Source organism: Stutzerimonas stutzeri, assembly GCF_002890895.1.
In the GTDB taxonomy this organism is placed as follows: Bacteria; Pseudomonadota; Gammaproteobacteria; order Pseudomonadales; family Pseudomonadaceae; genus Stutzerimonas; species Stutzerimonas stutzeri_AB.
Genome location: NZ_POUL01000001.1, coordinates 499681 through 524223, shown reverse-complemented (window position 1 = coordinate 524223; position 24543 = coordinate 499681). Strand labels below are relative to the sequence as shown.

General features: G+C 58.3%; 23 protein-coding genes. 21 read left to right on the top strand and 2 right to left on the bottom strand.

From position 1 onward, the window contains the following. Positions 1–225: 225 nt before the first annotated feature. From CXK96_RS02465 to CXK96_RS02440, 6 genes are read left to right on the top strand one after another with little or no spacing between them, the layout of a single operon-like run. Positions 226–3018, top strand: a complete 2793-nt coding sequence (locus CXK96_RS02465) for a monovalent cation/H+ antiporter subunit A (RefSeq protein ID WP_102834903.1) — start codon at positions 226–228, stop codon at positions 3016–3018. Next, complete coding sequence (locus tag CXK96_RS02460) at positions 3018–3347, top strand: Na+/H+ antiporter subunit C (RefSeq protein ID WP_102834902.1); 330 nt, start codon at positions 3018–3020, stop codon at positions 3345–3347. The genes CXK96_RS02465 and CXK96_RS02460 overlap by 1 nt, the downstream gene beginning before the upstream one ends. Next, positions 3344–4846, top strand: coding sequence for a monovalent cation/H+ antiporter subunit D (locus CXK96_RS02455; RefSeq protein ID WP_102834901.1), 1503 nt, complete (start codon positions 3344–3346; stop codon positions 4844–4846). The genes CXK96_RS02460 and CXK96_RS02455 overlap by 4 nt, the downstream gene beginning before the upstream one ends. Continuing rightward, positions 4843–5343 carry a Na+/H+ antiporter subunit E gene (locus CXK96_RS02450; protein WP_102834900.1) on the top strand — a complete coding sequence of 167 codons (501 nt, stop codon included), beginning with the start codon at positions 4843–4845 and terminating at the stop codon, positions 5341–5343. The genes CXK96_RS02455 and CXK96_RS02450 overlap by 4 nt, the downstream gene beginning before the upstream one ends. Continuing rightward, on the top strand, positions 5328–5597 hold the full coding sequence (locus CXK96_RS02445) for a K+/H+ antiporter subunit F (protein WP_102834899.1): 270 nt from the start codon (positions 5328–5330) through the stop codon (positions 5595–5597). The genes CXK96_RS02450 and CXK96_RS02445 overlap by 16 nt, the downstream gene beginning before the upstream one ends. Before the next feature lie 9 nt (positions 5598–5606). Further along, complete coding sequence (locus CXK96_RS02440; protein WP_102834898.1) at positions 5607–5936, top strand: Na+/H+ antiporter subunit G; 330 nt, start codon at positions 5607–5609, stop codon at positions 5934–5936. A 58-nt stretch (positions 5937–5994) separates the two neighbouring features. Here CXK96_RS02440 and CXK96_RS02435 read toward each other — a convergent pair whose 3' ends face one another. Next, the gene (locus tag CXK96_RS02435; protein ID WP_102834897.1) at positions 5995–8697 is read right to left on the bottom strand and encodes a [protein-PII] uridylyltransferase; all 2703 of its coding nucleotides are present in this window, start codon (positions 8695–8697) and stop codon (positions 5995–5997) included. A 31-nt stretch (positions 8698–8728) separates the two neighbouring features. Next, the gene (map, locus tag CXK96_RS02430) at positions 8729–9511 is read right to left on the bottom strand and encodes a type I methionyl aminopeptidase (RefSeq protein ID WP_102834896.1); all 783 of its coding nucleotides are present in this window, start codon (positions 9509–9511) and stop codon (positions 8729–8731) included. A gap of 301 nt (positions 9512–9812) precedes the next feature. Between map and rpsB the strand changes: the two genes are divergently transcribed. From rpsB to rnhB, 15 genes are all read left to right on the top strand, one after another. Next, entirely contained in the window at positions 9813–10553 is a 741-nt protein-coding gene (rpsB, locus tag CXK96_RS02420) for a 30S ribosomal protein S2 (RefSeq protein ID WP_102834894.1), read from the top strand. 125 nt (positions 10554–10678) lie between these two features. After that, positions 10679–11548, top strand: a complete 870-nt coding sequence (tsf, locus tag CXK96_RS02415) for a translation elongation factor Ts (RefSeq protein WP_102834893.1) — start codon at positions 10679–10681, stop codon at positions 11546–11548. Between the two features lie 196 nt (positions 11549–11744). Beyond that, on the top strand, positions 11745–12488 hold the full coding sequence (gene pyrH, locus CXK96_RS02410; RefSeq protein ID WP_045429014.1) for a UMP kinase: 744 nt from the start codon (positions 11745–11747) through the stop codon (positions 12486–12488). Then, a complete protein-coding gene (gene frr, locus CXK96_RS02405) occupies positions 12485–13042 on the top strand; it encodes a ribosome recycling factor (protein ID WP_102834892.1) in 558 nt (185 codons plus the stop codon). The genes pyrH and frr overlap by 4 nt, the downstream gene beginning before the upstream one ends. Before the next feature lie 158 nt (positions 13043–13200). After that, the gene (gene uppS, locus CXK96_RS02400) at positions 13201–13962 is read left to right on the top strand and encodes a polyprenyl diphosphate synthase (protein ID WP_102834891.1); all 762 of its coding nucleotides are present in this window, start codon (positions 13201–13203) and stop codon (positions 13960–13962) included. Beyond that, the gene (locus tag CXK96_RS02395) at positions 13956–14771 is read left to right on the top strand and encodes a phosphatidate cytidylyltransferase (protein WP_102834890.1); all 816 of its coding nucleotides are present in this window, start codon (positions 13956–13958) and stop codon (positions 14769–14771) included. The genes uppS and CXK96_RS02395 overlap by 7 nt, the downstream gene beginning before the upstream one ends. After that, positions 14744–15958, top strand: coding sequence for a 1-deoxy-D-xylulose-5-phosphate reductoisomerase (ispC, locus tag CXK96_RS02390; protein ID WP_258005594.1), 1215 nt, complete (start codon positions 14744–14746; stop codon positions 15956–15958). The genes CXK96_RS02395 and ispC overlap by 28 nt, the downstream gene beginning before the upstream one ends. Positions 15959–16043: 85 nt before the next feature. Next, on the top strand, positions 16044–17396 hold the full coding sequence (gene rseP / locus CXK96_RS02385) for an RIP metalloprotease RseP (protein ID WP_102834888.1): 1353 nt from the start codon (positions 16044–16046) through the stop codon (positions 17394–17396). A gap of 69 nt (positions 17397–17465) precedes the next feature. Next, positions 17466–19829, top strand: coding sequence for an outer membrane protein assembly factor BamA (bamA, locus tag CXK96_RS02380; RefSeq protein ID WP_102834887.1), 2364 nt, complete (start codon positions 17466–17468; stop codon positions 19827–19829). A 47-nt stretch (positions 19830–19876) separates the two neighbouring features. Next, complete coding sequence (locus tag CXK96_RS02375; RefSeq protein ID WP_102835037.1) at positions 19877–20380, top strand: OmpH family outer membrane protein; 504 nt, start codon at positions 19877–19879, stop codon at positions 20378–20380. Then, complete coding sequence (lpxD, locus tag CXK96_RS02370) at positions 20380–21438, top strand: UDP-3-O-(3-hydroxymyristoyl)glucosamine N-acyltransferase (RefSeq protein WP_102834886.1); 1059 nt, start codon at positions 20380–20382, stop codon at positions 21436–21438. The genes CXK96_RS02375 and lpxD overlap by 1 nt, the downstream gene beginning before the upstream one ends. A gap of 100 nt (positions 21439–21538) precedes the next feature. Then, on the top strand, positions 21539–21979 hold the full coding sequence (fabZ, locus tag CXK96_RS02365; protein WP_019342391.1) for a 3-hydroxyacyl-ACP dehydratase FabZ: 441 nt from the start codon (positions 21539–21541) through the stop codon (positions 21977–21979). Next, positions 21976–22752: an acyl-ACP--UDP-N-acetylglucosamine O-acyltransferase gene (lpxA, locus tag CXK96_RS02360; RefSeq protein WP_102834885.1), complete on the top strand. Its 777-nt coding sequence runs from the start codon at positions 21976–21978 to the stop codon at positions 22750–22752. The genes fabZ and lpxA overlap by 4 nt, the downstream gene beginning before the upstream one ends. A 1-nt stretch (position 22753) precedes the next feature. Next, complete coding sequence (lpxB, locus tag CXK96_RS02355) at positions 22754–23887, top strand: lipid-A-disaccharide synthase (protein WP_102834884.1); 1134 nt, start codon at positions 22754–22756, stop codon at positions 23885–23887. After that, a complete protein-coding gene (gene rnhB, locus CXK96_RS02350) occupies positions 23887–24534 on the top strand; it encodes a ribonuclease HII (RefSeq protein WP_102834883.1) in 648 nt (215 codons plus the stop codon). The genes lpxB and rnhB overlap by 1 nt, the downstream gene beginning before the upstream one ends. Positions 24535–24543 lie beyond the last annotated feature (9 nt).

The following is a 24543-nucleotide window of genomic DNA, read 5'->3' as shown; positions in this document are numbered from 1 at the left end:
AATAGCAGGCAATTTTTCCACGCGGATTTGAAGACAGGGCGCAGCCTGAATGCCGGCTGATACGGTGTTTAGGCTGCGCTTTTTGTTTTTCGAAATACTTGAATCCATGACGTTGCTACGGTCGGTATGGATAATCGGCGCACACCGCCATGCCCCTTCGGGCTGCGAAGGGCCGACCAAGGGATATAACTGCCGTGCGCACGCGCGGCTTAAGGGGTTTTACTCATGGCGCTTGCGCTGATCATCGCGTTGCCATTCCTGGGCATATGCCTGCCGTTGCTGCTTGAACGGTTTGGGCGATCTGCCTGTGCATTCGGTGCCGGTTTGGCCCCATTGCTGGCGTTGGCATTGCTGTTGTCCAAGCGTGCCGCCGTGTTTGGCGGCGAGACGGAAGTCCAGTCCCTGCCCTGGCTTCCCGAGCTGGGGTTGAACCTCAGTTTGAGGCTGGACGGCCTGGGATTTCTCTTTGCGCTGCTGATTCTCGGCATCGGCCTGCTCGTCATCCTTTATGCACGCTATTACCTGTCGAAGAGCGAGCCGATGGGGCGCTTTTTCGGCTTCTTTCTATTGTTCATGGGCGCCATGCTCGGTGTGGTGCTAGCTGAAAACCTTCTGTTGATGTTGATGTTCTGGGAGCTGACCAGCCTTTCGTCGTTCCTGTTGATTGGTTTTTGGAATTACCGCTCCGATGCACGCCAGGGCGCGCGCATGGCCCTCGCAATTACAGGAGGCGGCGGGCTAGCGCTGTTGGCGGGTATTTTGCTGATCGGGCATATCGTCGGCAGCTACGAGCTAAGCACTGTCTTGGCGTCGGGTGATTTGATCCGCGCCAGCGGCTTGTATCCGCTGACCTTGATTCTGATTCTGCTCGGTGTATTTACCAAATCGGCGCAGTTTCCGTTTCACTTCTGGTTGCCACAGGCGATGGCGGCGCCCACCCCTGTATCGGCATTTCTGCACTCCGCGACCATGGTCAAGGCTGGCGTGTTTCTGTTGGCGCGGATGTACCCGGCCCTTTCCGATTCGGAATGGTGGTTTTATCTGGTCAGTTTGACGGGCTTGGCGACGTTGCTGATCGGCGCGGTCATGGCGCTCTTCCAGCACGACCTGAAAGGGTTGCTGGCGTATTCGACCATCAGTCACCTGGGACTGATCACTTTGCTGTTCGGTCTCGATTCACGTCTCGGGCCGGTGGCTGCGATCTTCCATATCATCAATCACGCAACGTTCAAGGCTTCGTTGTTCATGGCCGCGGGGATCATTGACCACGAGACCGGAACTCGCGATATGCGGCGAATCAACGGCATGTTGAAGTACATGCCGCACACGGCGGCGCTGGCAATGGTGGCGTCGCTGGCGATGGCCGGCGTGCCGCTGCTAAACGGCTTTCTCAGCAAGGAGATGTTCTTTGCCGAGACGCTCGACCAGCATCTGTTGGGTAGCTTTTACTGGACGATCCCGGCTCTGGCGACGCTGGCGAGTGCCTTTTCAGTCGCTTACTCGCTGCGCTTCGTGCACGACGTATTTTTCAACGGCGAACCGATCGACCTGCCCAAATATCCGCCGCATGAGCCGGCGCGGTACATGAAGATTCCCGTTGAGATCCTCGTGTTGCTTTGCCTGCTGGTGGGTACCTTGCCGGCCTACACTGTCGCACCTTTGTTGGCTGCGGCTGTTGCCGGCAGCCTGGGCGGTGACGTTCCTGACTACAGTCTGGCCATATGGCATGGCTTCAACCTTCCCTTGGCGATGAGTTTCGTGGCGCTGGGCGGTGGCCTGTTGATCTACTCGATGCGCAAGTGGGCGTTTCGCTGGTATGAAGGGCTGCCGCGTGTCGATTCGCTGCAGGTCTTTGCTCAGGTGGTCAGCGGCATAGCTGCAACGGCGCGCTGGGTGACCGAGCGCATGGAGAACGGATCGTTGCAGCGGTATTTGGTGCTGATGCTGGTCAGCTCGCTGCTGGTAGTTGTGTATGCCTTGACCCCCCTACAAGCGCTGCGCGGCGCTGTACCGCTGACGCCGCTGGACGGCATCACCGTTGTCGGGATGCTATTACTCGCCCTGGCGTCGGTAATGACGGTGATCTTTCACCGCAGACGTCTCATGGCGCTGATGGTGCTCAGTGTGGTGGGGTTGTTGGTCGCCCTGGTGTTCGCCCGTTACTCGGCACCGGATCTGGCCCTGACTCAGATTTCAGTTGAGGTGGTGACGATCATCCTGCTGATCCTGGCCTTGTTTTTCATGCCGGACCGAACGCCGGTCGAGTCGAGCAGCCTGCGCAGTTTCCGTGATCTGATCATTGCGTCGGCCTTTGGCACCATGGTGGCCTTGCTTGCCTATGCGGTCTTAAGTCGGCCGTATGACAGCATCGCCTCGTTCTTTCTCGAGAACAGCGTATCCGGAGGCGGTGGAACCAACGTGGTCAACGTCATCCTGGTCGACTTCCGTGGCTTCGATACTCTGGGCGAGATCGCCGTGTTGGCAATTGCCGCAGTAGGGATCTATGGCCTGCTTCATGGCTTGCATCTGCCTCACCCGGTCAGGGATTACGGCGGCCGGCTATGGTCCACCGACAGGCACCCGATGGTCCTCGACACGCTGTCGCGCGTGCTGTTGCCGATGGCGCTGTTGGTGTCGGTATTCATCTTTTTGCGCGGCCATAATCTGCCTGGAGGTGGCTTCATCGCTGGGCTCATTACAGCAGTCGCCCTGATTCTGCAGTACATCTCTCATGGTGTGGTCTGGGCGCAGCAGCGTCAGCCGTTCAGCTATCACGGCGTGGCCGGGCTTGGTGTGCTGATTGCCGGTCTGACCGGGCTCGGCAGTTGGTTGTTCGGTCGGCCCTTCCTGACCTCGGCCTTCGGCCATTTTCATCTTCCGTTAATTGGCGACTTCGAGCTGGCAACCGCGATGCTGTTCGATCTCGGTGTGTATTTGGCTGTTGTAGGGGCGACACTGCTGATTCTTTCCAACCTCGGTCATGTCAGTCAGGACGAGTCGTGCAAGGAGGTGGTTTGATGGAAATCGTCTATGCGGTCACGTTGGGCGTGATGATGACAAGTGGCGTGTATTTGCTGCTACGTGCACGGATATTTCCGGTGGTCATGGGGCTGACCTTGATTTCATATGCAGTGAATCTCTTCATATTCGCCATGGGGCGTCTTTCGACAGGGGTTCCGGCAATCATCGGGGCGAGCGCCGAGTACGGTGATCCCTTGCCGCAAGCCTTGGTATTGACTGCAATCGTCATAGGCTTCGCCATGACCGCATTCGTTGTGGTACTGGCCCTTCGCGGTCTGGGCGAGCTGCGTACCGATCATGTTGATGGTCGGGAGCCGGGCAAATGAATCATGCGTTGATCATGCCGATCCTGCTGCCCCTGTTGGTCGGGTGCAGTTTGCTGTTGATTCATCGCCGTGGCGCATCGCTTAAGCGTTTGCTATCAGTAACCGCCACCTGGCTGCTGGTGCCGCTGGCCTTGTGGCTGGCCTGGCAGGCAAATGCTGGCGAGCTGTCCGTGTATCGTCTCGGTGACTGGCAGCCGCCGTTCGGCATCATGCTGTTGCTGGATCGGCTGAGTGCCTTGATGTTGCTGGTGACCGCGGTGCTTGCTGGCTTTTCGGTGCTTTATGCCGCGCGTGGAGATGACGAGCGCGGCCCGAACTTCCATGCGTTGTTTCAGTTCCAGCTGGCAGGCATCAACGGCGCTTTTCTGACTGGTGATCTGTTTAATCTCTTCGTGTTCTTCGAGATCCTGTTGATCTCGTCCTACGCGCTGTTGCTTCATGGCCACGGCGCGAAGCGCGTGCAGGCGGGCATCCACTACGTTGTGCTGAACCTGCTGGGTTCATCGCTGTTTCTGATCGGCGTCAGCATGCTTTATGGCCTGACCGGAACCTTGAACATGGCCGACTTGGCGGGGCGGGTGAGTGCGGCCGACCCGGCCGACGCGCCGCTTCTCGCTGCGGCGGGCTACTTGTTGCTAGTGGTTTTCGCACTGAAGGGCGCGATTCTGCCGCTGTATTTCTGGCTACCACGAGCCTACGCCGCGGCGACTGCGCCAGTGGCGGCGTTGTTCGCGATCATGACCAAGCTTGGGCTCTACGCCATCGTGCGAGTCTTCACACTGATTTTCGGCAGCGAAGCGGGTGTACTGAGCAACATGGTCCTCGACTGGTTGTGGCCACTATCGATGCTCACGCTGATCGGCGGCGTACTGGGTGCGCTGGCGGCCCGCAATCTGCAGGTCCTGCTGTCCTATCTGGTGGTGGTTTCGGTGGGCACCCTGTTGGCCGGTATCGCGCTGGGGTCAGAGGCGGGCCTCAGTGCTGCCCTGTATTACTTGGTGCACAGCACTCTGGTTTCCGGAGGTTTGTTCCTGCTCGCTGACCTCATTGCTCGCCAGCGCGGCGATATGGCCTCAGAGCTGCTTTCGGCACCAGCGCTCAAGCAGCCATTGATGCTGGGGGCATTGTTTTTTGCCGGTGCGATTTCGATCGCCGGGCTCCCGCCTTTTTCAGGATTCATCGGCAAGGTGATGCTGCTGCAGGCTGTGCCTGCTGGAGTCGACGCCCTGCTGCTGTGGCCTGTGGTGCTGGTGGGCGGGTTAGGGATGGTCATCGCGCTAAGCCGAGCCGGCAGTATGGTCTTCTGGCGGCCAAGTGAAGCGGTCAGCGTGGGGCGACCTGCGGATCGAGTGCGCGTGGTGGCCAGCTTCGGATTGCTGTTGGGCAGCGTGTTGTTGGTCGTGGTGGCGCAGCCGATTCAGGCCTATATGCAAGCGACGGCAGCGCAGCTGTTCGATCTGGGGCCTTATATGCAAATCATTCAGGGAGGTGAGGCATGAAGTCCCGCCTGCTTCCCAACCCCGCGCTCACCTTGCTGTTGGCGCTGCTCTGGTTGCTTCTCAGTAATGCGCTAAGCGTGGGGCATCTGGTGCTTGGACTGGTTCTGGCCTGGGCGATACCTTTGTTGGTGCAGGGGTTTCTGGTCGATCTGCCGAAGGTCCGCCGCCCGTTGAAGCTTTGCCTGTTCCTATTGAAGGTCTTTTACGACATCGTCGTGGCCAATGTCAGCGTGGCCAAGCTGGTGCTCAGTTCTCGAGACCGGCTGCGGCCTGCCTTCGTCGAAGTGCCGATGGCGATCGAGCATCCGTTCGTTCTCGCTGTGCTGACCAGCATCATCTCGTTGACCCCAGGGACGGTATCGGCTGCTTTGCGGCCCGGCCACAAGATGCTGTTGATCCACGCGCTGGATGCGCCCGACACGGAAGCGCTGGTGGCCGAGGTGAAAAACCGGTACGAAACACCGCTGCTGGAGATTTTCGAATGCTCACGTACGTAATTCCGCTGTGCATGGCGATCATTGGAATCGCAGCGATCCTGAATGTGGTGCGGCTGGTCCAGGGGCCCGACATGCCTGATCGGGTGTTGGCGCTCGACACCCTGTACATCAATGCGTTGGCCTTGATCGTCTTGTTTGGCATCTGGCTCGCGTCCGACCTGTTCTTCGAGGCTGCTCTGCTCATCGCGGTGATGGGCTTCGTCAGTACCGTAGCAGTGGGTAAACACCTGTTGCACGGCGAGATCATCGACTGAGGAGGCTGCATGCCATTCTGGATAGAGCTGCTGGTAAGCGCATTTCTGATAGTGGGAAGCGTGTTTGCCCTGGTAGGGGCGATCGGTTTGTATCGTCTTCCTGATTTCTTTACGCGTTTGCATGGCCCAACCAAGGCGACCACGCTTGGAGTCGGTGGGATCGTCATCGCTTCGATGATCTTCTTCAGTAATCAGGGTAACGGCCTCAGCGTCCATGAGGTGCTGATTACTCTGTTTCTGTTTTTGACCGCGCCGGTCAGCGCGCATGTGCTGGCGAAGGCAGCCATGCAGCAGAGGCTGCCCTACACAGAGAAAACCCGAGGCAAGCCCTGGGATTGACTCAGGCCCCGGCGACGTTCGCTACCGCCTCGTCGCCGAGGCAGGATGCCGTTGCTGATTAGATGACGATGCTGCTAGGTGAGGGCTGATGCTCGTTGTCCTGGGTCAACTGCTTGATCATTGCCTGCTGCAAGCGAGTGCATAGCTGCGGGTCTGACAAAGGCTGGTTGTCTGCATTGGTGACGAAGAAAACGTCCTCTACACGCTCGCCCAGCGTGGCGATCTTGGCATTCTGTACCGAGAGATCAAAGTCCAGAAACAGTTGGCCGATGCGCGCCAGTAGCCCGGGGCGGTCTGGTGCAACGACCTCGATGATCGTTTGCGGGCGCTGCATGTCGTTGTGAATGGTGACCTGCGGCGGGAACGCGAAATGCTTGAGCTGTCGCGGTACGCGTTTCTGAATGATGGTCAGATAATCAGCCGGGTTCCGCAGCGCGGTGATCAGCCCTTGTCGAATTTCTTCTGTGCGCTCGGGGTCGTTGCCGATGGGTGAACCGTCGGCGTCCAGCACGATGTAGGTGTCCAGCGTGAACTGGCTGCTCGAAGTAATGATTCGGGCGTCGTGAATGTTCAGGTTCAGCTGGTCCATGGCCGCGACGGTCACGGCGAAGAAGTCATGCTGATCTGGCGCATAGATAAAGATCTGAGTGCCACCTTCGAATTCACGCTGGGTGGTTTCCTTGATCAGGACCAGCGGACCGCCGTCGCTCGGGTGCTCGATGATTGCTTCGGTGTGCCAGGCCACATCGACCGAGCTGTGGCGCATGAAATAGTCATCGCCCAGCTGCGACCATAGCTGTTCAGCATCATCTGGATCGGTTCCGTTGCGCACCAGGCTGTCGAGTGCGGCTCGCTGGGTCTGGCGAATCTGCTCCTCGCGCCCCAGTGGGTTTTCCAGGCCGCGCTTGAGCGCGCGTTTGGTCTCGGTGTAGAGCTGGCGCAGCAGACTTGCCCGCCAGGAATTCCAAAGGGTCGGGTTGGTTGCATTGATGTCTGCAACAGTCAGCACATACAGGTAATCGAGGTGGGTTTCGTCACCTACCTGCTGAGCAAAGTCGTTGATCACCTGAGGGTCCGACAAGTCCTTGCGCTGGGCGGTCGTTGACATCACCAAGTGGTTCTCGACCAGCCATACCACCAGGCGCGTGTCCCATGCAGGCAGCTTGTGGCGTACACAGAATTCCTGCGCATCCACTGCGCCCAGCTCCGAATGGTCGCCGCCACGGCCCTTGGCGATATCGTGGTAGAGCCCGGCGATGTAGATGAGCTCCGGCTTGGGTAGCCGTTCCACCAATTTGCTGGCCAGTGGATACTTTTCGGCGACCCCGGGTTTGCTCAGTTTGCGCAGGTACTTGATGACGTTGAGCGTATGGGCGTCGACCGTGTAGATATGGAAAAGGTCATGCTGCATCTGCCCGACGATATGGCCGAACTCGGGCAAGTACCGCCCGAGAATGCCGTAGCGATTCATGCGCCGCAGATTGCGGTGGATGCCTTCCTTGCATTTGAACAGTTCGACGAAGAGGCTGGTGTTGCGGATGTCGCTGCGAAACTCGTCGTCGATCAGATGCCGGTGGTCCCTGAGCAGGCGGATGGTCTCCGCTCGTACACCCTGAATGTCGGGGTGTTGGGCCAGCAGTACGAAGATCTCCAGTATCGCGAAGGGCCTGCGCTTGAACACCGAATCATCGGCTACTTCCAGATAGCCGTCGCGCACCAGGAAGCGGCTGTTAAGCGGCACCGCATCGCCGCTGTCGCCTTCCCAGAGGATCACCTCGGCGAAGTGCTGTCCGACCAGGTCGCTTAGCTCTGAAATGCTCATCACGACACGGTAGTACTTCTGCATGAAGCGCTCGATCGCCAGCTTGGCATCGCTGTCTTCGTAGCCAAGGAGGGCGGCGAGACTGCGCTGGTGGTCGAACAGCAGGCGATCCTCCGCGCGTCCGGCCAGCATGTGAAGCCCGTAACGGACACGCCAAATGAACTCCTGCCCGGCCACCAGCAGTGAGTATTCGCCTTCCGTCAGGAATCCCTGATCAAGGATAGCGCTGAGATTCAAACTACCGAACTGGCGCCGCGCTATCCACAGAATGGTCTGTATGTCACGCAGCCCGCCAGGGGAGCCTTTGACGTTTGGCTCCAGGTTGTACTCGGTATTGTTGTACTTGGAATGGCGGGTGGCCTGCTCGTTACGCTTGGCAAGAAAGAATTCCTTGCTGGGCCACATTGCTGAAGGGCTGGTGACCTTCAGCATGTTCTGGCGCAGGCGTTCGGGGCCGGCGATCGTGCGGCTCTCCATGAGGTTGGTGATGACGGTCAGGTCTGCACGTGCCTCCTCGGCACACTCCTGCACCGAGCGCACACTCTGGCCAACTTCCAGGCCGATGTCCCAGAGCAGCGTTAGAAATCGCTCGATGGCGTCCCGAAAAATTTCCTGATCGTTATTATCGAGGAGGATCAGCAGATCAATATCGGAATAGGGGTGCAGTTCGCCGCGCCCATAGCCGCCCACCGCGACCAGCGCGATCTGTGCTTCATTGCTCCAGTCGAAGCGGCCCCAGGCGGCGCGCAGGATCTGGTCAACGAACCAGGCGCGGCCTTCGATCAGGCTACGTATATCCTGGCCGGCGAGGAAGCGCGCATCGAGCACCTCTCTGGCCTTGCGAATGACTTTCTTGAAGGCGGCGATGGGGCTGGCCTTGAGTGCCAGTTCAGCCTGGAACTGGCTGCGGTCGAACAATTCGGAATCAACCTGAGGCATACCGTCGCCCTCCGTCAAAGCATCAAAAAAATCAGGGCGATGTGCGGGCTATGGTGTCATCGCTGCGAAGGGTGAAGATCTCATAGCCATCTGCAGTGACCACAAGGGTGTGTTCCCATTGGGCGGATAGCTTGCGGTCCTTGGTAATAGCTGTCCAGCCGTCGCCAAGCAGACGGGTTTCTGACCGGCCCTGGTTGATCATTGGTTCAATGGTGAAGGTCATCCCTTCCTTTAGCTCAAGACCGGTCCCGGCTCGGCCGTAGTGCAGCACCTGCGGCTCCTCGTGGAAAACCTTGCCGATGCCATGTCCGCAGTACTCGCGGACGACGGAGAAACCGTTCTTCTCGGCGTGCTTCTGAATCACTTCACCAATGTCCCCAAGGCGCGCACCGGGGCGGACCACTTCGATCCCTTTATAAAGGCACTCCTGCGTTACCTTGCAGAGTCGCTCGGCCCACTCTGGCGCTTTGCCGACAATGAACATTCGGCTGGTATCGCCGTGGTAGCCGTCCTTGATGACCGTGATGTCGATGTTGAGGATGTCACCGTCTTTGAGCGGCTTGTCGTTGGGGATGCCATGGCATACGACGTGGTTGATCGAGGTGCAGATCGATTTGGGGTAGCCCTTGTAGTTGAGCGGGGCGGGTACAGCCTGTTGCACGTTGACGATGTGCTCGTGGCAAATGCGGTCCAGCTCTTCGGTTGTGACGCCGGGCTTGACATGATCACCGATCATTTCCAGCACCTCGGCGGCCAGGCGGCCGGCAATGCGCATTTTCTCGATGTCTTCAGGCGTCTTGATGGAAACAGTCATGCAACCCTCTTGGCGCCAAGAGGCGCAGGCGAATAGATATAAGCAGCAAATGATAAACCAAAGAGGGCGTGGCCTGCAGGCGGCCCTGGCGGCGCCGGCAAACAGAGGCAACCTTGATAACTTCATTCAGTTTCAGTACGCGCTAGCCTCCGATGCTTGCTTGTGCTATAAAACGCGCCGCTCTGCGGGACTACCTGCCGAGCCTGACCCCACACACGTGTCGACACGGTATCCTGGGTGCTCGCAAGAGTTGGATATCGGGACGCGTGGAGGCCTAACCCGACTTATCTGAGGAACTCTCATGTCTCAAGTCACTATGCGCGATATGCTGAAGGCCGGTGTGCACTTCGGCCACCAGACCCGTTACTGGAACCCGAAGATGAATAAGTACATCTTTGGCGCGCGCAACAAGATCCATATCATCAACCTTGAGAAAACCCTGCCGATGTTCAACGACGCCCTGCGTTTCGTTGAGAAGCTGGCTGCAGGCAAGAACAAGATTCTGTTCGTTGGCACCAAGCGTTCCGCTGGCAAGATCGTTCGCGAAGAAGCTGCTCGTTGTGGCTCGCCGTACGTCGATCATCGCTGGTTGGGCGGCATGCTGACCAACTACAAGACCATTCGCGCCTCGATCAAGCGTCTGCGTGAGCTGGAAACCCAGGCTCAGGACGGCACCTTCGAGAAGCTGACCAAGAAAGAAGCGCTGATGCGTACTCGCGATCTGGAAAAGCTGGATCGTAGCCTAGGCGGCATCAAGGACATGGGCGGCCTGCCGGACGCCATGTTCGTTGTTGACGTTGATCACGAGCGCATTGCTATCTCCGAAGCCAACAAGTTGGGTATTCCGGTTATCGGCATCGTTGATACCAACAGCAGCCCGGAAGGCGTCGACTACATCATCCCTGGTAATGATGACGCCATCCGTGCCGTGCAACTCTATCTCGGCTCCATGGCGGACGCTGTTCTGCGTGGTCGCCAGAACAACGCTGGCGGTGCTGACGAGTTCGTCGAAGAGGCAGCTGCCGAGGCCGCTCAAGGCTAAGCGCATCTGTCGCCTAGCTGATACCCGTTGAACAAAAAGGGGGCTATGCCCCCTTTTTGCCAATTCCGAATTGATCGCCCGAGTTGAGGGCATGATCGACAATCGAATCGAGAGGATTTGCGAACATGGCAGAGATCACTGCAGCCCTGGTTAAAGAACTGCGCGAGCGCACTGGCCAAGGCATGATGGATTGCAAAAAGGCACTCACCGCTGCTGGTGGCGACATCGAGAAAGCCATTGATGACATGCGTGCTGCGGGTGCCATCAAGGCAGCCAAGAAGGCTGGCAACATTGCTGCAGAAGGCGCTATTGCGGTTAAGGTTGCTGATGACAACAAGCGTGCCGTGATTATCGAAGTCAACTCGCAGACCGACTTTCTGGCCCTGCAGGACGACTTCAAGAATTTCGTCAGCAACAGCGTCGAGAAGGCTTTTGCCGAGAAGATGACCGATGCTGCGCCGCTGGTTGCAGCTCAGGAAGCTGATCGTGAAGCGCTGGTTGCCAAGTGCGGAGAGAACGTCAATATCCGCCGCCTGACTACCGTTGAGGCGGATCTGGTAGGTGCTTATCTGCACGGTCACCGTATCGGTGTGCTCGTTGCGCTGAAGGGTGGTAGCGTTGAGCTGGCGAAGGAAATCGCCATGCACGTCGCTGCTAGCAACCCGCAGTTCCTGGATCCGTCGCAGGTTTCCGAAGAGGCTGTTGCAAAGGAAAAGGAAATCTTCCTGGCATTGAACGAAGACAAGATCAAAGGCAAGCCGGCCGAAATCGTCGAGAAGATGGTTGCAGGCCGTATCAGCAAGTTTCTTGCTGAAGCCAGCCTGGTCGAACAAGCCTTCGTCAAGGATCCGGACGTCAAGGTCGGTGAGCTGGCTAAGAAGGCTGGTGCCGAAATCGTTTCCTTCGTGCGTTACGAAGTAGGTGAAGGCATCGAGCGCGCCGAGGTCGACTTTGCTGCTGAAGTCGCCGCTCAGGTGGCTGCCACCAAGCAATAAGACGCTTCTGCTGTCCTCAAAGAGGCTGCCCGCTTACGCGCGCGGCCTCTTTGTCGGATTGGAGGGTTGAAATGTTTTTCGCCAATGCGACGGTCACCGCTTGGCACCAACGCGATACTGCGCTGTCATAGCGCAGACATTTTTTCCGGCTGCAGGCCAGCCTAGTCATACAAATGCCGCAGGAGAGACAACGCCAATGGCTCAGCAGATGAGTGCACGCAATCCTCGCTATAAACGCATTCTGCTCAAATTAAGCGGCGAGGCCCTTATGGGGTCCGAGGACTTTGGCATCGATCCCAAGGTGCTCGATCGCATGGCCTTGGAAGTTGGTCAGTTAGTGGGCATCGGCGTAGAGGTTGGCCTGGTCATTGGTGGCGGCAACCTCTTCCGTGGTGCTGCGCTGTCTGCTGCGGGCATGGACCGTGTAACTGGTGACCACATGGGCATGCTCGCTACGGTCATGAATTCCTTGGCCATGCGTGATGCCCTGGAGCGCTCAAACATACCTGCATTGGTCATGTCGGCGATTTCGATGGTCGGTGTTACTGACCATTACGACCGCCGCAAGGCGATGCGTCACCTGAAGAGCGGCGAAGTGGTGATCTTCTCCGCGGGCACCGGCAATCCGTTCTTTACCACCGATTCGGCCGCCTGCCTGCGTGCCATCGAGATTCATGCCGATGTGGTGCTCAAGGCCACCAAGGTTGACGGTGTTTATACGGCGGACCCATTCAAGGATCCGAATGCCGAAAAGTTCGAACAGCTGACTTATGATGATGTGCTTGACCGCAAGCTGGGCGTCATGGACCTGACCGCCATCTGCCTGTGCCGCGACCACAACATGCCGCTGCGGGTGTTCAATATGAACAAGCCCGGTGCCCTGCTCAATATTGTGCTTGGCGGCGCCGAAGGAACCCTGATCGAGGAGCAGTATCAATGATCAACGAGATCAAGCAAGACGCACAGGAACGCATGAAGAAAACCCTGGAATCGCTGGGGCAGGCGTTCGCCAAGATTCGTACCGGTCGTGCTCATCCGAGTATTCTCGACGGCGTTATGGTGTCTTATTACGGCAGTGACACGCCTCTGCGCCAGATAGCCAACGTAACGGCAGAAGACTCGCGCACTCTGGCCCTTACGGTCTTTGATCGAGGCATGATTCAGGCTGTCGAAAAGGCGATCATGACGTCTGATCTCGGCCTGAATCCTGCCACTGCCGGCACTACCATCCGCGTGCCGATGCCTGCGCTTACTGAAGAGACCCGTAAGGGGTACACCAAGCAGGCGCGCTCGGAGGCCGAGAATGCTCGGGTCGCCGTGCGCAATATCCGTCGCGATGCCATTGCCCAGTTGAAGGATCTGGTGAAGGAGAAGGAAATCAGCGAAGACGAGGAACGACGCGGCCAGGACGACGTTCAAAAGCTGACCGACAAGTACGTTGCGGAAATCGACAAGGCGCTTGAAGGTAAGGAAAACGACCTGATGGCTGTTTGATGTCGCTGTACCGGACTTCGTCCGTACTGCACACGTCGGAGTGCGCCGAGCCACGTAAGTTCGCGGCGCGAGGGGCTAACCAGTCGTATCCCCGGAAGCTGCCGTTGGCGGTTTCTCCCATTGTTCGCAGCGTGATTGAGCGCAGGTAGAGTCGTTTCATGGATAAGGTCAGGCAGATTGCCGGGCGGAATGTACCCCGTCATGTCGCAGTCATCATGGATGGTAACAATCGCTGGGCGAAGCGTCGTCTCTTGCCAGGCGTGGCTGGGCACAAGGCCGGTGTCGATGCGGTGCGAGCCGTTATCGAGGTCTGCGCTGAGGCAGGTGTTGAGGTGCTGACGCTGTTTGCCTTTTCCAGTGAGAACTGGCAAAGGCCTGCTGAAGAGGTTGGGGCTCTGATGGAGCTCTTTCTGACTGCTCTACGCCGCGAAGCGCGCAAGCTCAATGAAAATGGCATCAGCTTGCGAATCATTGGTGATCGCTCTCGCTTTCATCCGGAGTTGCAGGCAGCAATGCTTGAGGCTGAGAGGATGACCGCGGGAGCAGGCCGTTTCGTGCTTCAAGTGGCCGCCAACTATGGCGGCCAATGGGACATACTCCAAGCCGCACAGCGATTGGCTCACGAAGCGCAGGAGGGTCGCCTGAATCCGGATGAGGTCACGCCTGCCGTCTTTCAGCGCTATCTGGCAACTGGTGACATGCCTCCGCCGGACCTCTGCATTCGTACCGGAGGTGAGCGGCGCATCAGCAATTTCCTTTTATGGCAGCTGGCTTACGCTGAGTTGTATTTCTCGGACCTGTTCTGGCCCGATTTCAAGCACGACGCTATGCGTACTGCATTGGCCGATTTCGCCAAGCGTCAACGACGTTTCGGTAAGACCGGGGATCAGGTAGAAATAGAGGTTCGAGCTGAATGCTGAAGCATCGCATCATCACGGCAGCCATTCTTCTTCCGATCGCGCTGATCGGGTTTTTTCTTCTTGAGGGTCTCGCTTTTGCGCTGTTCATAGGCCTTGTCGTAGTGCTTGGGGGCTGGGAGTGGGCGCGTCTGGCAGGTTTCGAGGCTCAAGCGGTCCGGGTGCTTTATGCAGCGGCGGTCGCTCTGATACTTGCTGGGTTGTATTCAGTTCCCGCTCTGGCGTCATGGTTGCTCGCGATCAGTGTGGTCTGGTGGCTGGCGGCTGCAGCGCTGGTCGTCAGCTATCCCCGAAGTCAGCGGCACTGGGGTGGGCGTACCGGCAGCCTGTTTATCGGATTGCTGATTCTGTTGCCCGCCTGGCAGGGTCTGGTTTTGCTGAAACAGTGGCCGCAGGGCAATTGGTTGATCGTTGCAGTGATGGTTCTGGTCTGGGGTGCTGATATCGGTGCCTATGCGGCGGGGAAGACCTTTGGTCGTCGCAAGCTCGCTCCGCAGGTCAGTCCGGGCAAGAGTTGGGAGGGGATGATTGGTGGCCTGGTTACCAGCCTGCTGATTACGTTTTCTGTTGGTTTCTATCAGTCCTGGTCCACACGTGAGCTAGTGCTCGCTCTGTTGGGTGCGGCTCTGGTAGTGGTCATTTCCGTTGTTGGTGATCTGACCGAAAGCATGTTCAAGCGCAGCTCTGGTATCAAGGACAGCAGCCAGCTGCTTCCAGGGCACGGTGGCGTGATGGATCGTATCGACAGCTTGACAGCTGCGGTACCCGTATTCACGGTTCTGCTATGGCTCGCCGGTTGGGGTGCATGGTGAGTGGCCCGCTGCAGGTAACAATTCTTGGCGCGACCGGTTCCATCGGGCTGAGCACGCTTGATGTCATCGCCCGTCATCCCGAGCGTTACCGGGTTTTTGCGCTTACTGCATTCAGTCGCATCGCCGAGTTGCGTGAGCTGTGCCGACTGCACCATCCCCGGTATGCCGTAGTGGCTGATAGCAGCAGGGCTCGTGTGCTGCAGGAGCAACTCGACAGCGATAGCATCAAAACGCGGGTGCTGGTAGGTGAGGGTGGTCTGAGTGAGGTTGCAGCGCATCCCGAGGTCGATGTGGTCATGGCCGCGATTGTTGGTGCGGCCGGTTTGCGTCCGACGCTCTCGGCGGTTCAAGCCAGCAAGCGGGTTCTGTTAGCGAACAAAGAAGCGCTGGTCATGTCCGGCGCGCTGTTCATGCAGGCGCTGCATGACAGCGAGGCGGTGTTGCTGCCCATCGACAGCGAGCACAACGCCATCTTCCAGTGCCTGCCTGGCAATTATGCAGCCGGCCTGAGCCGTGTCGGCGTCCGGCGTATTATGCTTACCGCCTCAGGTGGGCCGTTCCGACAACTGCCTCTGGAGCAGCTCGCTGATGTGTCTGCTGATCAGGCCTGTGCTCACCCGAACTGGTCCATGGGTCGCAAGATTTCGGTCGATTCGGCGAGCATGATGAACAAGGGGCTTGAGCTCATCGAGGCCTGCTGGCTGTTCGATGCTCGGCCGGACCAGGTCGAGGTCGTGATTCACCCGCAAAGCGTCATCCACTCGATGGTCGACTACGTCGACGGTTCGGTCTTGGCGCAGCTGGGTAACCCCGACATGCGCACACCTATTGCACATGCATTGGCCTGGCCGGAGCGGATCGACTCAGGCGTGTCCGCCCTCGACCTGCTTCAGGTGGCCCGTCTGGATTTCGAGGCCCCCGACCAGCACAGATTTCCGTGTCTTCGGATCGCCCGCCAAGCCGCTCAGGACGGCGGAACGGCGCCAGCGATGCTCAATGCCGCAAATGAGGTGGCTGTGGATGCTTTCCTGAACGGCCGCATTCGCTTCACTGAAATCGCGAGTATTATCGAGGACGTTCTTGATCAGGAGGCTTCGGTTCCGGCTCGTTGCCTTGCTGACGTGTTTGCCGCCGATGCGCAGGCTCGCAAGCTTGCTTCGAGCTGGTTGCAAGCCCGCGATCGATAGTGATCAAGAGTCCCAACTTGGCTGTGACGCCCCGGCATTGATCGGGCTGACAGGCTGCTAAAAGACCTTTCGAGGCAGAGGAAATATGGGCGCGCTGTACATGATCATTGGCACCCTCGTGGCGCTGGGTGTACTGGTAACCTTTCACGAGTTCGGGCACTTCTGGGTAGCTCGTCGTTGCGGCGTCAAGGTTCTGCGCTTCTCGGTAGGCTTTGGTCGGCCGTTGTTGCGCTGGCATGACCGCCAGGGTACCGAGTTCGTTCTCGCCGCGATCCCTCTCGGCGGCTACGTCAAGATGCTCGATGAGCGCGAGGGCGACGTACCGCCCGCTCTGCTGGAGCAGGCCTTCAACCGCAAAACCGTAAAGCAGCGTTTCGCCATTGTGTCGGCTGGGCCGTTAGCCAACTTTCTGCTTGCCCTGGTGTTCTTCTGGGTGTTGGCCATGTTGGGCACCGAGCAAGTCCGTCCGGTTGTGGGTGCGGTAGAGGTCGGTAGCCTTGCTGAGCGGGCAGGGCTGATGCCTGGGCAGGAAATCGTCGAAATCAACGGCAAGCCAACGGCTGGTTGGGCAGAGGTCAACTTGCAGCTCATCCGGCGACTAGGTGAAAGCGGCTCGCTGGAGATGCTGGTGCGTGGGGTTGATGGCGATCAGCCGCAACGGCTGCAGCTGCAGCTGACGGATTGGCTGAAAGGCGCCGAAGAACCTGACCCGATCGGTTCGCTGGGCATTCGCCCTTGGCGTCCGGAAATCGCACCGGTGGTTGCCCAGCTGGATCCGGAAGGGCCGGCTCAGGCTGCTGGTGTTCAACTAGGGGATCGTTTGGTCAGTATTGATGGAGAGGCGCTGACCGAATGGCAAGCAGTAATAGATCGGGTCAAGCCGCTGGCCGGACGGGCAGTGTTACTGGGGGTCGAGCGTGACGGCCAGCAGATTGAACTGCCCCTGACGCTGGCTGAGCGTGGTGATGGGGATAAGCGTCGGGGTTATCTTGGTGCTGGCGTTGCGGGGGGGGAATGGCCACCGGAAATGTTGCGTCAGGTCAGTCATGGTCCCGTCGAAGCTGTCGGTGAAGGGCTTCGTCGCACATGGACAATGAGCGTTCTGACACTGGATTCGCTTAGGAAAATGCTGTTCGGGGAGCTCTCGGTAAAAAACTTGAGCGGTCCGATAACCATTGCTAAAGTGGCGGGCGCTTCTGCACAGTCGGGCGTGGGCGACTTCCTGAATTTCCTCGCCTACCTGAGCATAAGTCTTGGGGTACTCAATCTATTGCCTATCCCTGTCCTGGATGGAGGGCACCTGCTCTTCTACTTGGTCGAGTGGGTCCGTGGACGTCCCTTGTCGGACAGGGTCCAGGGTTGGGGAGTACAGATCGGTATCAGCCTGGTTGTTGGGGTGATGCTGCTTGCGCTGGTCAACGACCTTGGCCGCCTTTAACCGCCATATACCTTGATGTCGCCGCGCCACGCGCAGGTTCAATTATCAGGTTTGAAAAGAAAGGACTTCATGAAACGTCTGCTGCTACCTGCGGTTATTTCCGCACTGATGATTGCCGAAGTTCACGCCGAGTCCTTCACTATTTCCGATATACGCGTCAACGGTCTGCAGCGAGTCTCTGCTGGCAGTGTCTTTGGCGCGTTGCCGCTGAATGTCGGTCAGGCAGCTGACGACAGTCGGCTGGTCGATGCAACCCGAGCGTTGTTTCGCACCGGTTTTTTTGAAGACATCCAGCTCGGCCGTGAAGGCGATGTGCTGGTAATCAACGTAGTCGAGCGCCCGTCGATCTCCGGCATCGAAATCGATGGTAACAAGGCAATCAAGACCGAAGACCTGCTTTCCGGTCTCCAGCAGTCAGGCCTTGCCGAAGGTGAAATCTTCCAGCGAGCCACGCTCGAAGGTGTGCGCAACGAGCTGCAGCGGCAGTATGTTGCGCAGGGTCGCTACTCGGCCACGATCGAGACCGAGGTTGTTCCGCAGCCACGCAACCGCGTCGCGTTGAAGATCAACATAAACGAAGGTTCCGTCGCGGCAATCAAGCATATCAACGTCGTCGGCAACTCCGTGTTTCCTGACGAAGATCTCTCCGACCTGTTCGAGTTGAAGACCAGTAACTGGTTGTCGTTCTTCCGTAATGACGACAAGTACGCGCGGGAGAAACTGTCCGGTGATCTTGAGCGTCTGCGCTCCTATTACCTGGATCGCGGCTATATCAACATGGACATCACCTCTACCCAGGTGTCCATCACGCCAGACAAGAAAGACGTCTATATCACGGTAAACATCGCTGAAGGCGACCGCTATACCGTCAGTGACGTCAAACTGAGCGGCGATTTGAAAGTGCCCCAAGAAGAGCTGCAATCCTTGCTGTTGGCAAAGGAAGGGCAGGTCTTCTCGCGAAAAGTGATGACTACCACCTCGGAGCTGATCACTCGCCGCTTGGGCAATGAGGGCTATACCTTCGCCAACGTCAACGGCGTGCCGGAAACCAACGACGAGGACAACACTGTATCGATCACCTTTGTGGTCGATCCAGGCAAGCGCGCCTATGTCAATCGCATCAACTTCCGCGGCAACACCAAGACCGAAGACGAAGTGCTGCGACGCGAGATGCGCCAAATGGAAGGCGGGTGGGCATCCACCTATCTGATCGACCAGTCCAAGACACGTCTCGAACGGTTGGGCTTCTTCAAGGAAGTGAACGTCGAAACGCCGCAGGTCCCAGGCACCGACGACCAGATCGATGTGAACTATAGCGTCGAAGAACAGCCGTCTGGCTCGATTATGGCGAGCATCGGATTTGCGCAGAATGCGGGTTTGATTCTCGGCGGGTCGATCAGTCAGAACAACTTCCTAGGCACCGGTAATCGTGTCAGCGTCGGGCTCACCCGCAGCGAATACCAGTCGCGTTACAACTTCGGATTTGTGGATCCCTACTGGACCGAAGACGGCGTAAGCCTTGGCTACAACGCTTTCTATCGAACCACCGACTACGACGAGCTGGACTACGACGTTTCAAGCTACTCGGTCGACAGTCTGGGTGGCGGTGTGAACATTGGCTATCCGATCAGCGAGACTTCGCGGCTGTCGTTTGGTCTGTCCGCGCAACAGGACACGATCGACAGTGGACGCTACACGGTTGATGAGATTTTCGATTTCATCGAGCAGGAAGGCGACAGTTATCTCAACTTCAAGGCTTCAGTCGGTTGGTCTGAGTCGACGTTGAACCGTGGCGTTCTGGCAACCCGGGGTCATTCACAGAGCCTGTCACTGGAGACCACCATTCCAGGCAGCGACCTGTCGTTCTATAAACTCGATTACAACGCTCAGCTGTTCGTGCCGGTTACCAAGACCTACACCATGCGGCTGCATACGCAGCTGGGCTATGGGGACGCCTATGGCTCGACATCACGGCTGCCGTTTTATGAGCACTACTATGCCGGTGGCTTCAACTCCGTCCGTGGTTTCGAAGACAGCAGTCTCGGTCCGCGCAGCACGCCGAGCCGTGGCGAGCCTGTAACCGGGAATGAGGGCACTATTGCCGATCCTGATCAGGATGCGCTGCCCTACGGTGGTAACGTGCTGATTCAGGGCGGGATGGAGCTGCTGTTTCCGATGCCGTTCGTCAAGGATCAACGCTCGTTGCGCACCTCGGTGTTCTGGGACGTGGGTAACGTCTACGATACGAATTGCCCGTCGGGCTCGGCTAAATGCAGCGATATCGATATCGGCGACATGGCCAGCTCGGTCGGTGTCGGTCTGACCTGGATTACTGCTATGGGGCCGCTGAGTTTCAGCCTGGCGATGCCAGTAATGAAGCCGGACGAAGCGGATACTCAGGTCTTCCAGTTCTCGCTAGGCCAAACCTTTTAATCATCTGGAGCCATGCTCCGGCGCATTCCTGAAGAGTGGTATATACCGTGCGTAAGTTGACCCAATTGCTTGTCATTGCCGCTGCTCTAGTGGCGACCCCCGCATTTGCTGAAATGAAAATAGCGGTGATGAACTATCAGATGGCTCTGCTCGAATCGGACGCCGCCAAGCGCTACTCGGTCGACGCAGAGAAGAAGTTCGGCCCACAGCTGGAGAAGCTTAAAGGACTGGAGAGCGACGCCAAGCGCATTCAGGACCGTCTGGGCAAGGACGGCGATAAGATGCAGCAGGCTGAACGTGAGCGTCTTGAGCTTGAATTCAAGCAAAAGGCCCGCGACTTCCAGTTTCTGTCGAAGGAGCTGAACGAGTCTAAAGCATCCGCTGATCGTGACATGCTCAAGCAGCTCAAGCCAAAGCTGGACAAGGCAGTCGAAGAGGTCATCAAAAAGGGTGACTATGATCTGGTGCTCGAGCGTGGCGCGGTGGTTGATGTCAAGCCGCAGTACGACATCACCCGCCAGGTCATTGAGCGCATGAATCAGCTGCGCTAATGAGCAGAGTGGCCTATACGCTCGGCGATCTGGCCGAACGGCTCGGTGCCGACCTGCGCGGCGATGGCTCGCTGCAAGTGTCAGCTCTCGCGACGTTGCAGGATGCTGGCCCTGAGCATTTGAGCTTTCTGGCCAATGCGCAGTACCGGAAATTTCTGGCCGCGACGAGAGCGGGCGGCGTGCTGCTTACCGCCAAGGACGCCGATGGCTACGCCGGTACCGCATTGGTTGTAGCCAACCCGTATCTTGCCTATGCGCGCATCTCGCATCTGTTTGAGAGGCGGCCACTGGCGCCCGTCGGTATTCATCCCACCGCGGTCGTCGATCCCAGTGCCTCGGTTGATCCCTCGGCGCGCATCGGTGCGCAGGTGGTGATTGAGGCAGATGCCTGGGTGGGTCCTGGGGTGCAGATTGGGGCGCAGTCATTAGTCGGTGCACGAAGTCGCATAGGCGCGGGAGGGCGGCTCGCTGCTCGCGTCACCCTTTGTCACGACGTAATCATCGGCGAACGCGTGGTCATTCAACCCGGTGCGGTGATCGGAGGTGAAGGGTTCGGCTTCGCCAATGAGCAGGGCAGTTGGGAAAAGATTGCTCAGCTCGGTGGCGTGCGTATCGGTGATGACGTCGAGATTGGCGCCAATACCACCATCGACCGAGGTGCCATATCGGATACGGTTATAGGCAATGGCGTCAAGCTGGATAACCAGATCATGATCGCGCATAACGTACAGATCGGTGATAACACTGCCATGGCTGGCTGTTCCGGCATTTCCGGTAGCACGAAGGTTGGTCGTAACTGCATGATTGCGGGCGGCGCTGGGCTCGTTGGGCATATCGAGGTCTGCGATAACGTGTTCATCACAGGCATGACCATGGTCACGCGGTCGATCACCGAGCCGGGAAGCTATTCTTCTGGAACGGCCATGCAGCCTGCCGCGGAATGGCGCAAGAGTGCTGCTCGGATTCGGCACCTTGACGACATGGCGCGCCGGCTGCAGCAGGTAGAAAAGCGCTTGGCGTCCGTGACCCCGCGCGGGGATACGGCTTCTGATGGCTGACCATACCGTCTGATCGCTCCTATCAGAAGGCATTTGCCAGCGGGTCGCTCGGCTATATGGCTGTGCAGGCTCCCATTCTCCTTACGGGCTTTTTTTCCAAATGATGGATATCAACGAGATACGCGAATACCTTCCCCACCGGTACCCCTTTCTGCTGGTTGACCGGGTGGTGGAGTTAGACACGGATGCCAAGCGTATTCGCGGCTACAAGAATGTCACCATCAACGAACCGTTCTTCAACGGGCATTTTCCGCAGCATCCGATCATGCCGGGCGTCTTGATCATTGAAGCCATGGCGCAAGCGGCGGGGCTGCTTGGTTTCAAGATGATGGGTGCGAAGCCAGCCGATGGCACACTGTACTTTTTTGTCGGCTCGGACAAGCTGCGTTTCCGTCAACCCGTCGTGCCGGGCGATCAGTTGACGCTCGAGGCATCCTTCATCAGCGCCAAGCGAGGAATCTGGAAGTTCGATTGCCGCGCCAGTGTTGACGGTAAGCCGGTATGCTCGGCGGAAATCATTTGTGCGGAACAGAAGATATGAGTTTGGTCGACCCTCGCGCCATCGTCGATCCTGCGGCCCGGCTGGCGGATGACGTTCAGGTCGGCCCGTGGTCGATCATCGGCCCGGATGTCGAAATAGGCGAGGGTACCGTGATCGCGTCTCACGTGGTCATCAAGGGGCCGACCCGTATCGGCCGGCACAATCGAATCTTCCAGTTTTCCTCGGTGGGTGAAGATACCCCCGACCTCAAATACAAGGGTGAGCCTACCCGCCTTGTGATTGGTGATCACAACGTGATCCGCGAAGGGGTGACCATTCACCGCGGCACCGTGCAGGATCGAGGCGAGACCACGCTCGGTGACCACAATCTGATCATGGCCTATGCGCACATTGGCCATGACAGCGTCATCGCCAATCATTGCATCCTGGTCAATAACACAGCGCTAGCTGGCCATGTGCATGTGGGTGACTGGGCGATCCTGTCCGGATACACCCTTGTCCATCAGTATTGCCACATCGGTGCTTACAGCTTTTCCGGCATGGGCACGGCCATAGGCAAAGATGTTCCCGCTTTTGTGACGGTATTTGGCAATCCGGCCGAAGCGCGCGGCATGAACTTCGAAGGCATGCGTCGTCGGGGCTTCAGCACCGAAGCCATCATGGCACTGCGCAATGCTTATAAAGTCGTCTATCGCAAGGGATTGACGGTAGAGGCTGCACTGACTGCGCTCGAGGTGGATGCCCAGGCATTTCCTGAGGTAGCGCTGTTTAGAGACTCAGTGCTGGCTTCGAACCGCGGTATCACCCGCTGATATGTCAAAACCTCTAAAAGTTGCGTTAGTTGCTGGCGAAGCGTCTGGCGACATTCTTGGCGCCGGATTGATGCAAGCGCTGAAGGCGCAGTATCCGATGGTCGAATTCGTTGGCGTGGGCGGCCCTCGAATGGAGGCGCAGGGGCTTAAATCCTATTTTCCGCAAGAACGCCTGGCTGTCATGGGGTTGGTTGAGGTGCTCGGGCGCCTACCGGAACTGCTCTGTCGACGCAAACGACTGCTCAAGACCTTGCTTGAAGTGCGTCCGGATGTATTTATCGGAATTGACGCGCCGGATTTCAATCTGGACCTGGCGCTTAAATTGCGGCGTGCTGGTGTCAAGACGGTGCATTACGTCAGCCCTTCGGTCTGGGCATGGCGTCAAAAGCGTGTGTTGAAAATCCGTGAAGCCTGCGACCTGATGCTGACGCTGTTTCCCTTCGAGGCGAAGTTTTACGACGACCATCAGGTAGCGGTGCGTTTTGTAGGCCACCCACTGGCCGACACTATCCCATTAGTAGCTGATCGAGCCGAGGCGCGGGCTCTATTGAATCTGCCGCAGGACGGGCTGGTCGTGGCGTTGATGCCCGGTAGTCGGGGTGGAGAGGTGGCTCGCCTTGGCGAACTGTTCCTGGCCGCAGCCGACCGATTGCGCTCGATGCGTCCGGGGATTCGTTTCGTGGTGCCCTGTGCCAGTTCCGAGCGGCGAGCTCAGTTGGAGCAGATGCTGACAGGGCGGGACCTCCCGCTGACGTTGCTCGACGGTCGTTCCCATGAGGCGTTGGCCGCCTGCAATGCGGTGCTGATCGCCTCTGGCACCGCAACGCTCGAAGCCTTGCTGTACAAGCGGCCCATGGTGGTGGCTTACAGCGTTGCGCCGCTGACGTTTCGGATTCTCAAGCGCCTGGTTAAAAGCCCGTATGTGGCCTTGCCTAATTTGTTGGCCCAGCGGCTCCTTGTTCCTGAGTTGCTTCAGGACGCTGCGACTCCAGACGCAATGGCTCAGCTGTTGTCGCCATTGCTGGATAACGGCGACAGGCAGACCGACGGGTTTGATGCGATTCACCGTACGCTGCGTTGCGATGCCTCGAGCCAGGCGGCCGATGCAGTGCTCGAACTGATAGGCGCGCGCTGATGCAAATCGGGCTGGATTTCAATCTGGTTGAAGAGCTGGTCGCTGGCGTCGATGAAGTGGGCCGTGGGCCGCTGTGTGGACCCGTGGTCACTGCAGCGGTGATCCTTGACCCCTTGCGTCCGATCAAGGGCTTGAACGATTCGAAGAAGCTCACCGAGGCTCGCCGCGAGGCGTTATTCGATGAGATTTGCGAGAAAGCGCTCGCTTGGTGCATTGCTCGCGCCGAGGTGCATGAGATCGATCAGCTGAACATCCTTCATGCCACCATGCTGGCCATGCAGCGTGCAGTCGAAGGGCTCAGCGTCAGACCTCGATTGGCCTTGATCGACGGTAATCGGTGCCCCCAGCTTGCGGTGCCGAGCGCATCGGTCATACAGGGCGATGCACAGGTACCCGCAATTGCCGCTGCATCGATTCTGGCCAAGGTCAGCCGGGATCGGGAAATGTGTGCGCTGGACCTGTGCTATCCGGGCTATGGGCTTTCCGCCCATAAAGGCTATCCAACGCCGCATCACCTCGACGCCCTGCGGCGTCTCGGCCCGACCATCATCCATCGCCGTTCCTTCGCGCCTGTGCGTAACCTACTGGAGCAAGGCGGCGCCGTGGTTGAGCGCGTGACCGCCGAAGCGGCTAGCCTGCTAGGCTGATCTTCGCCG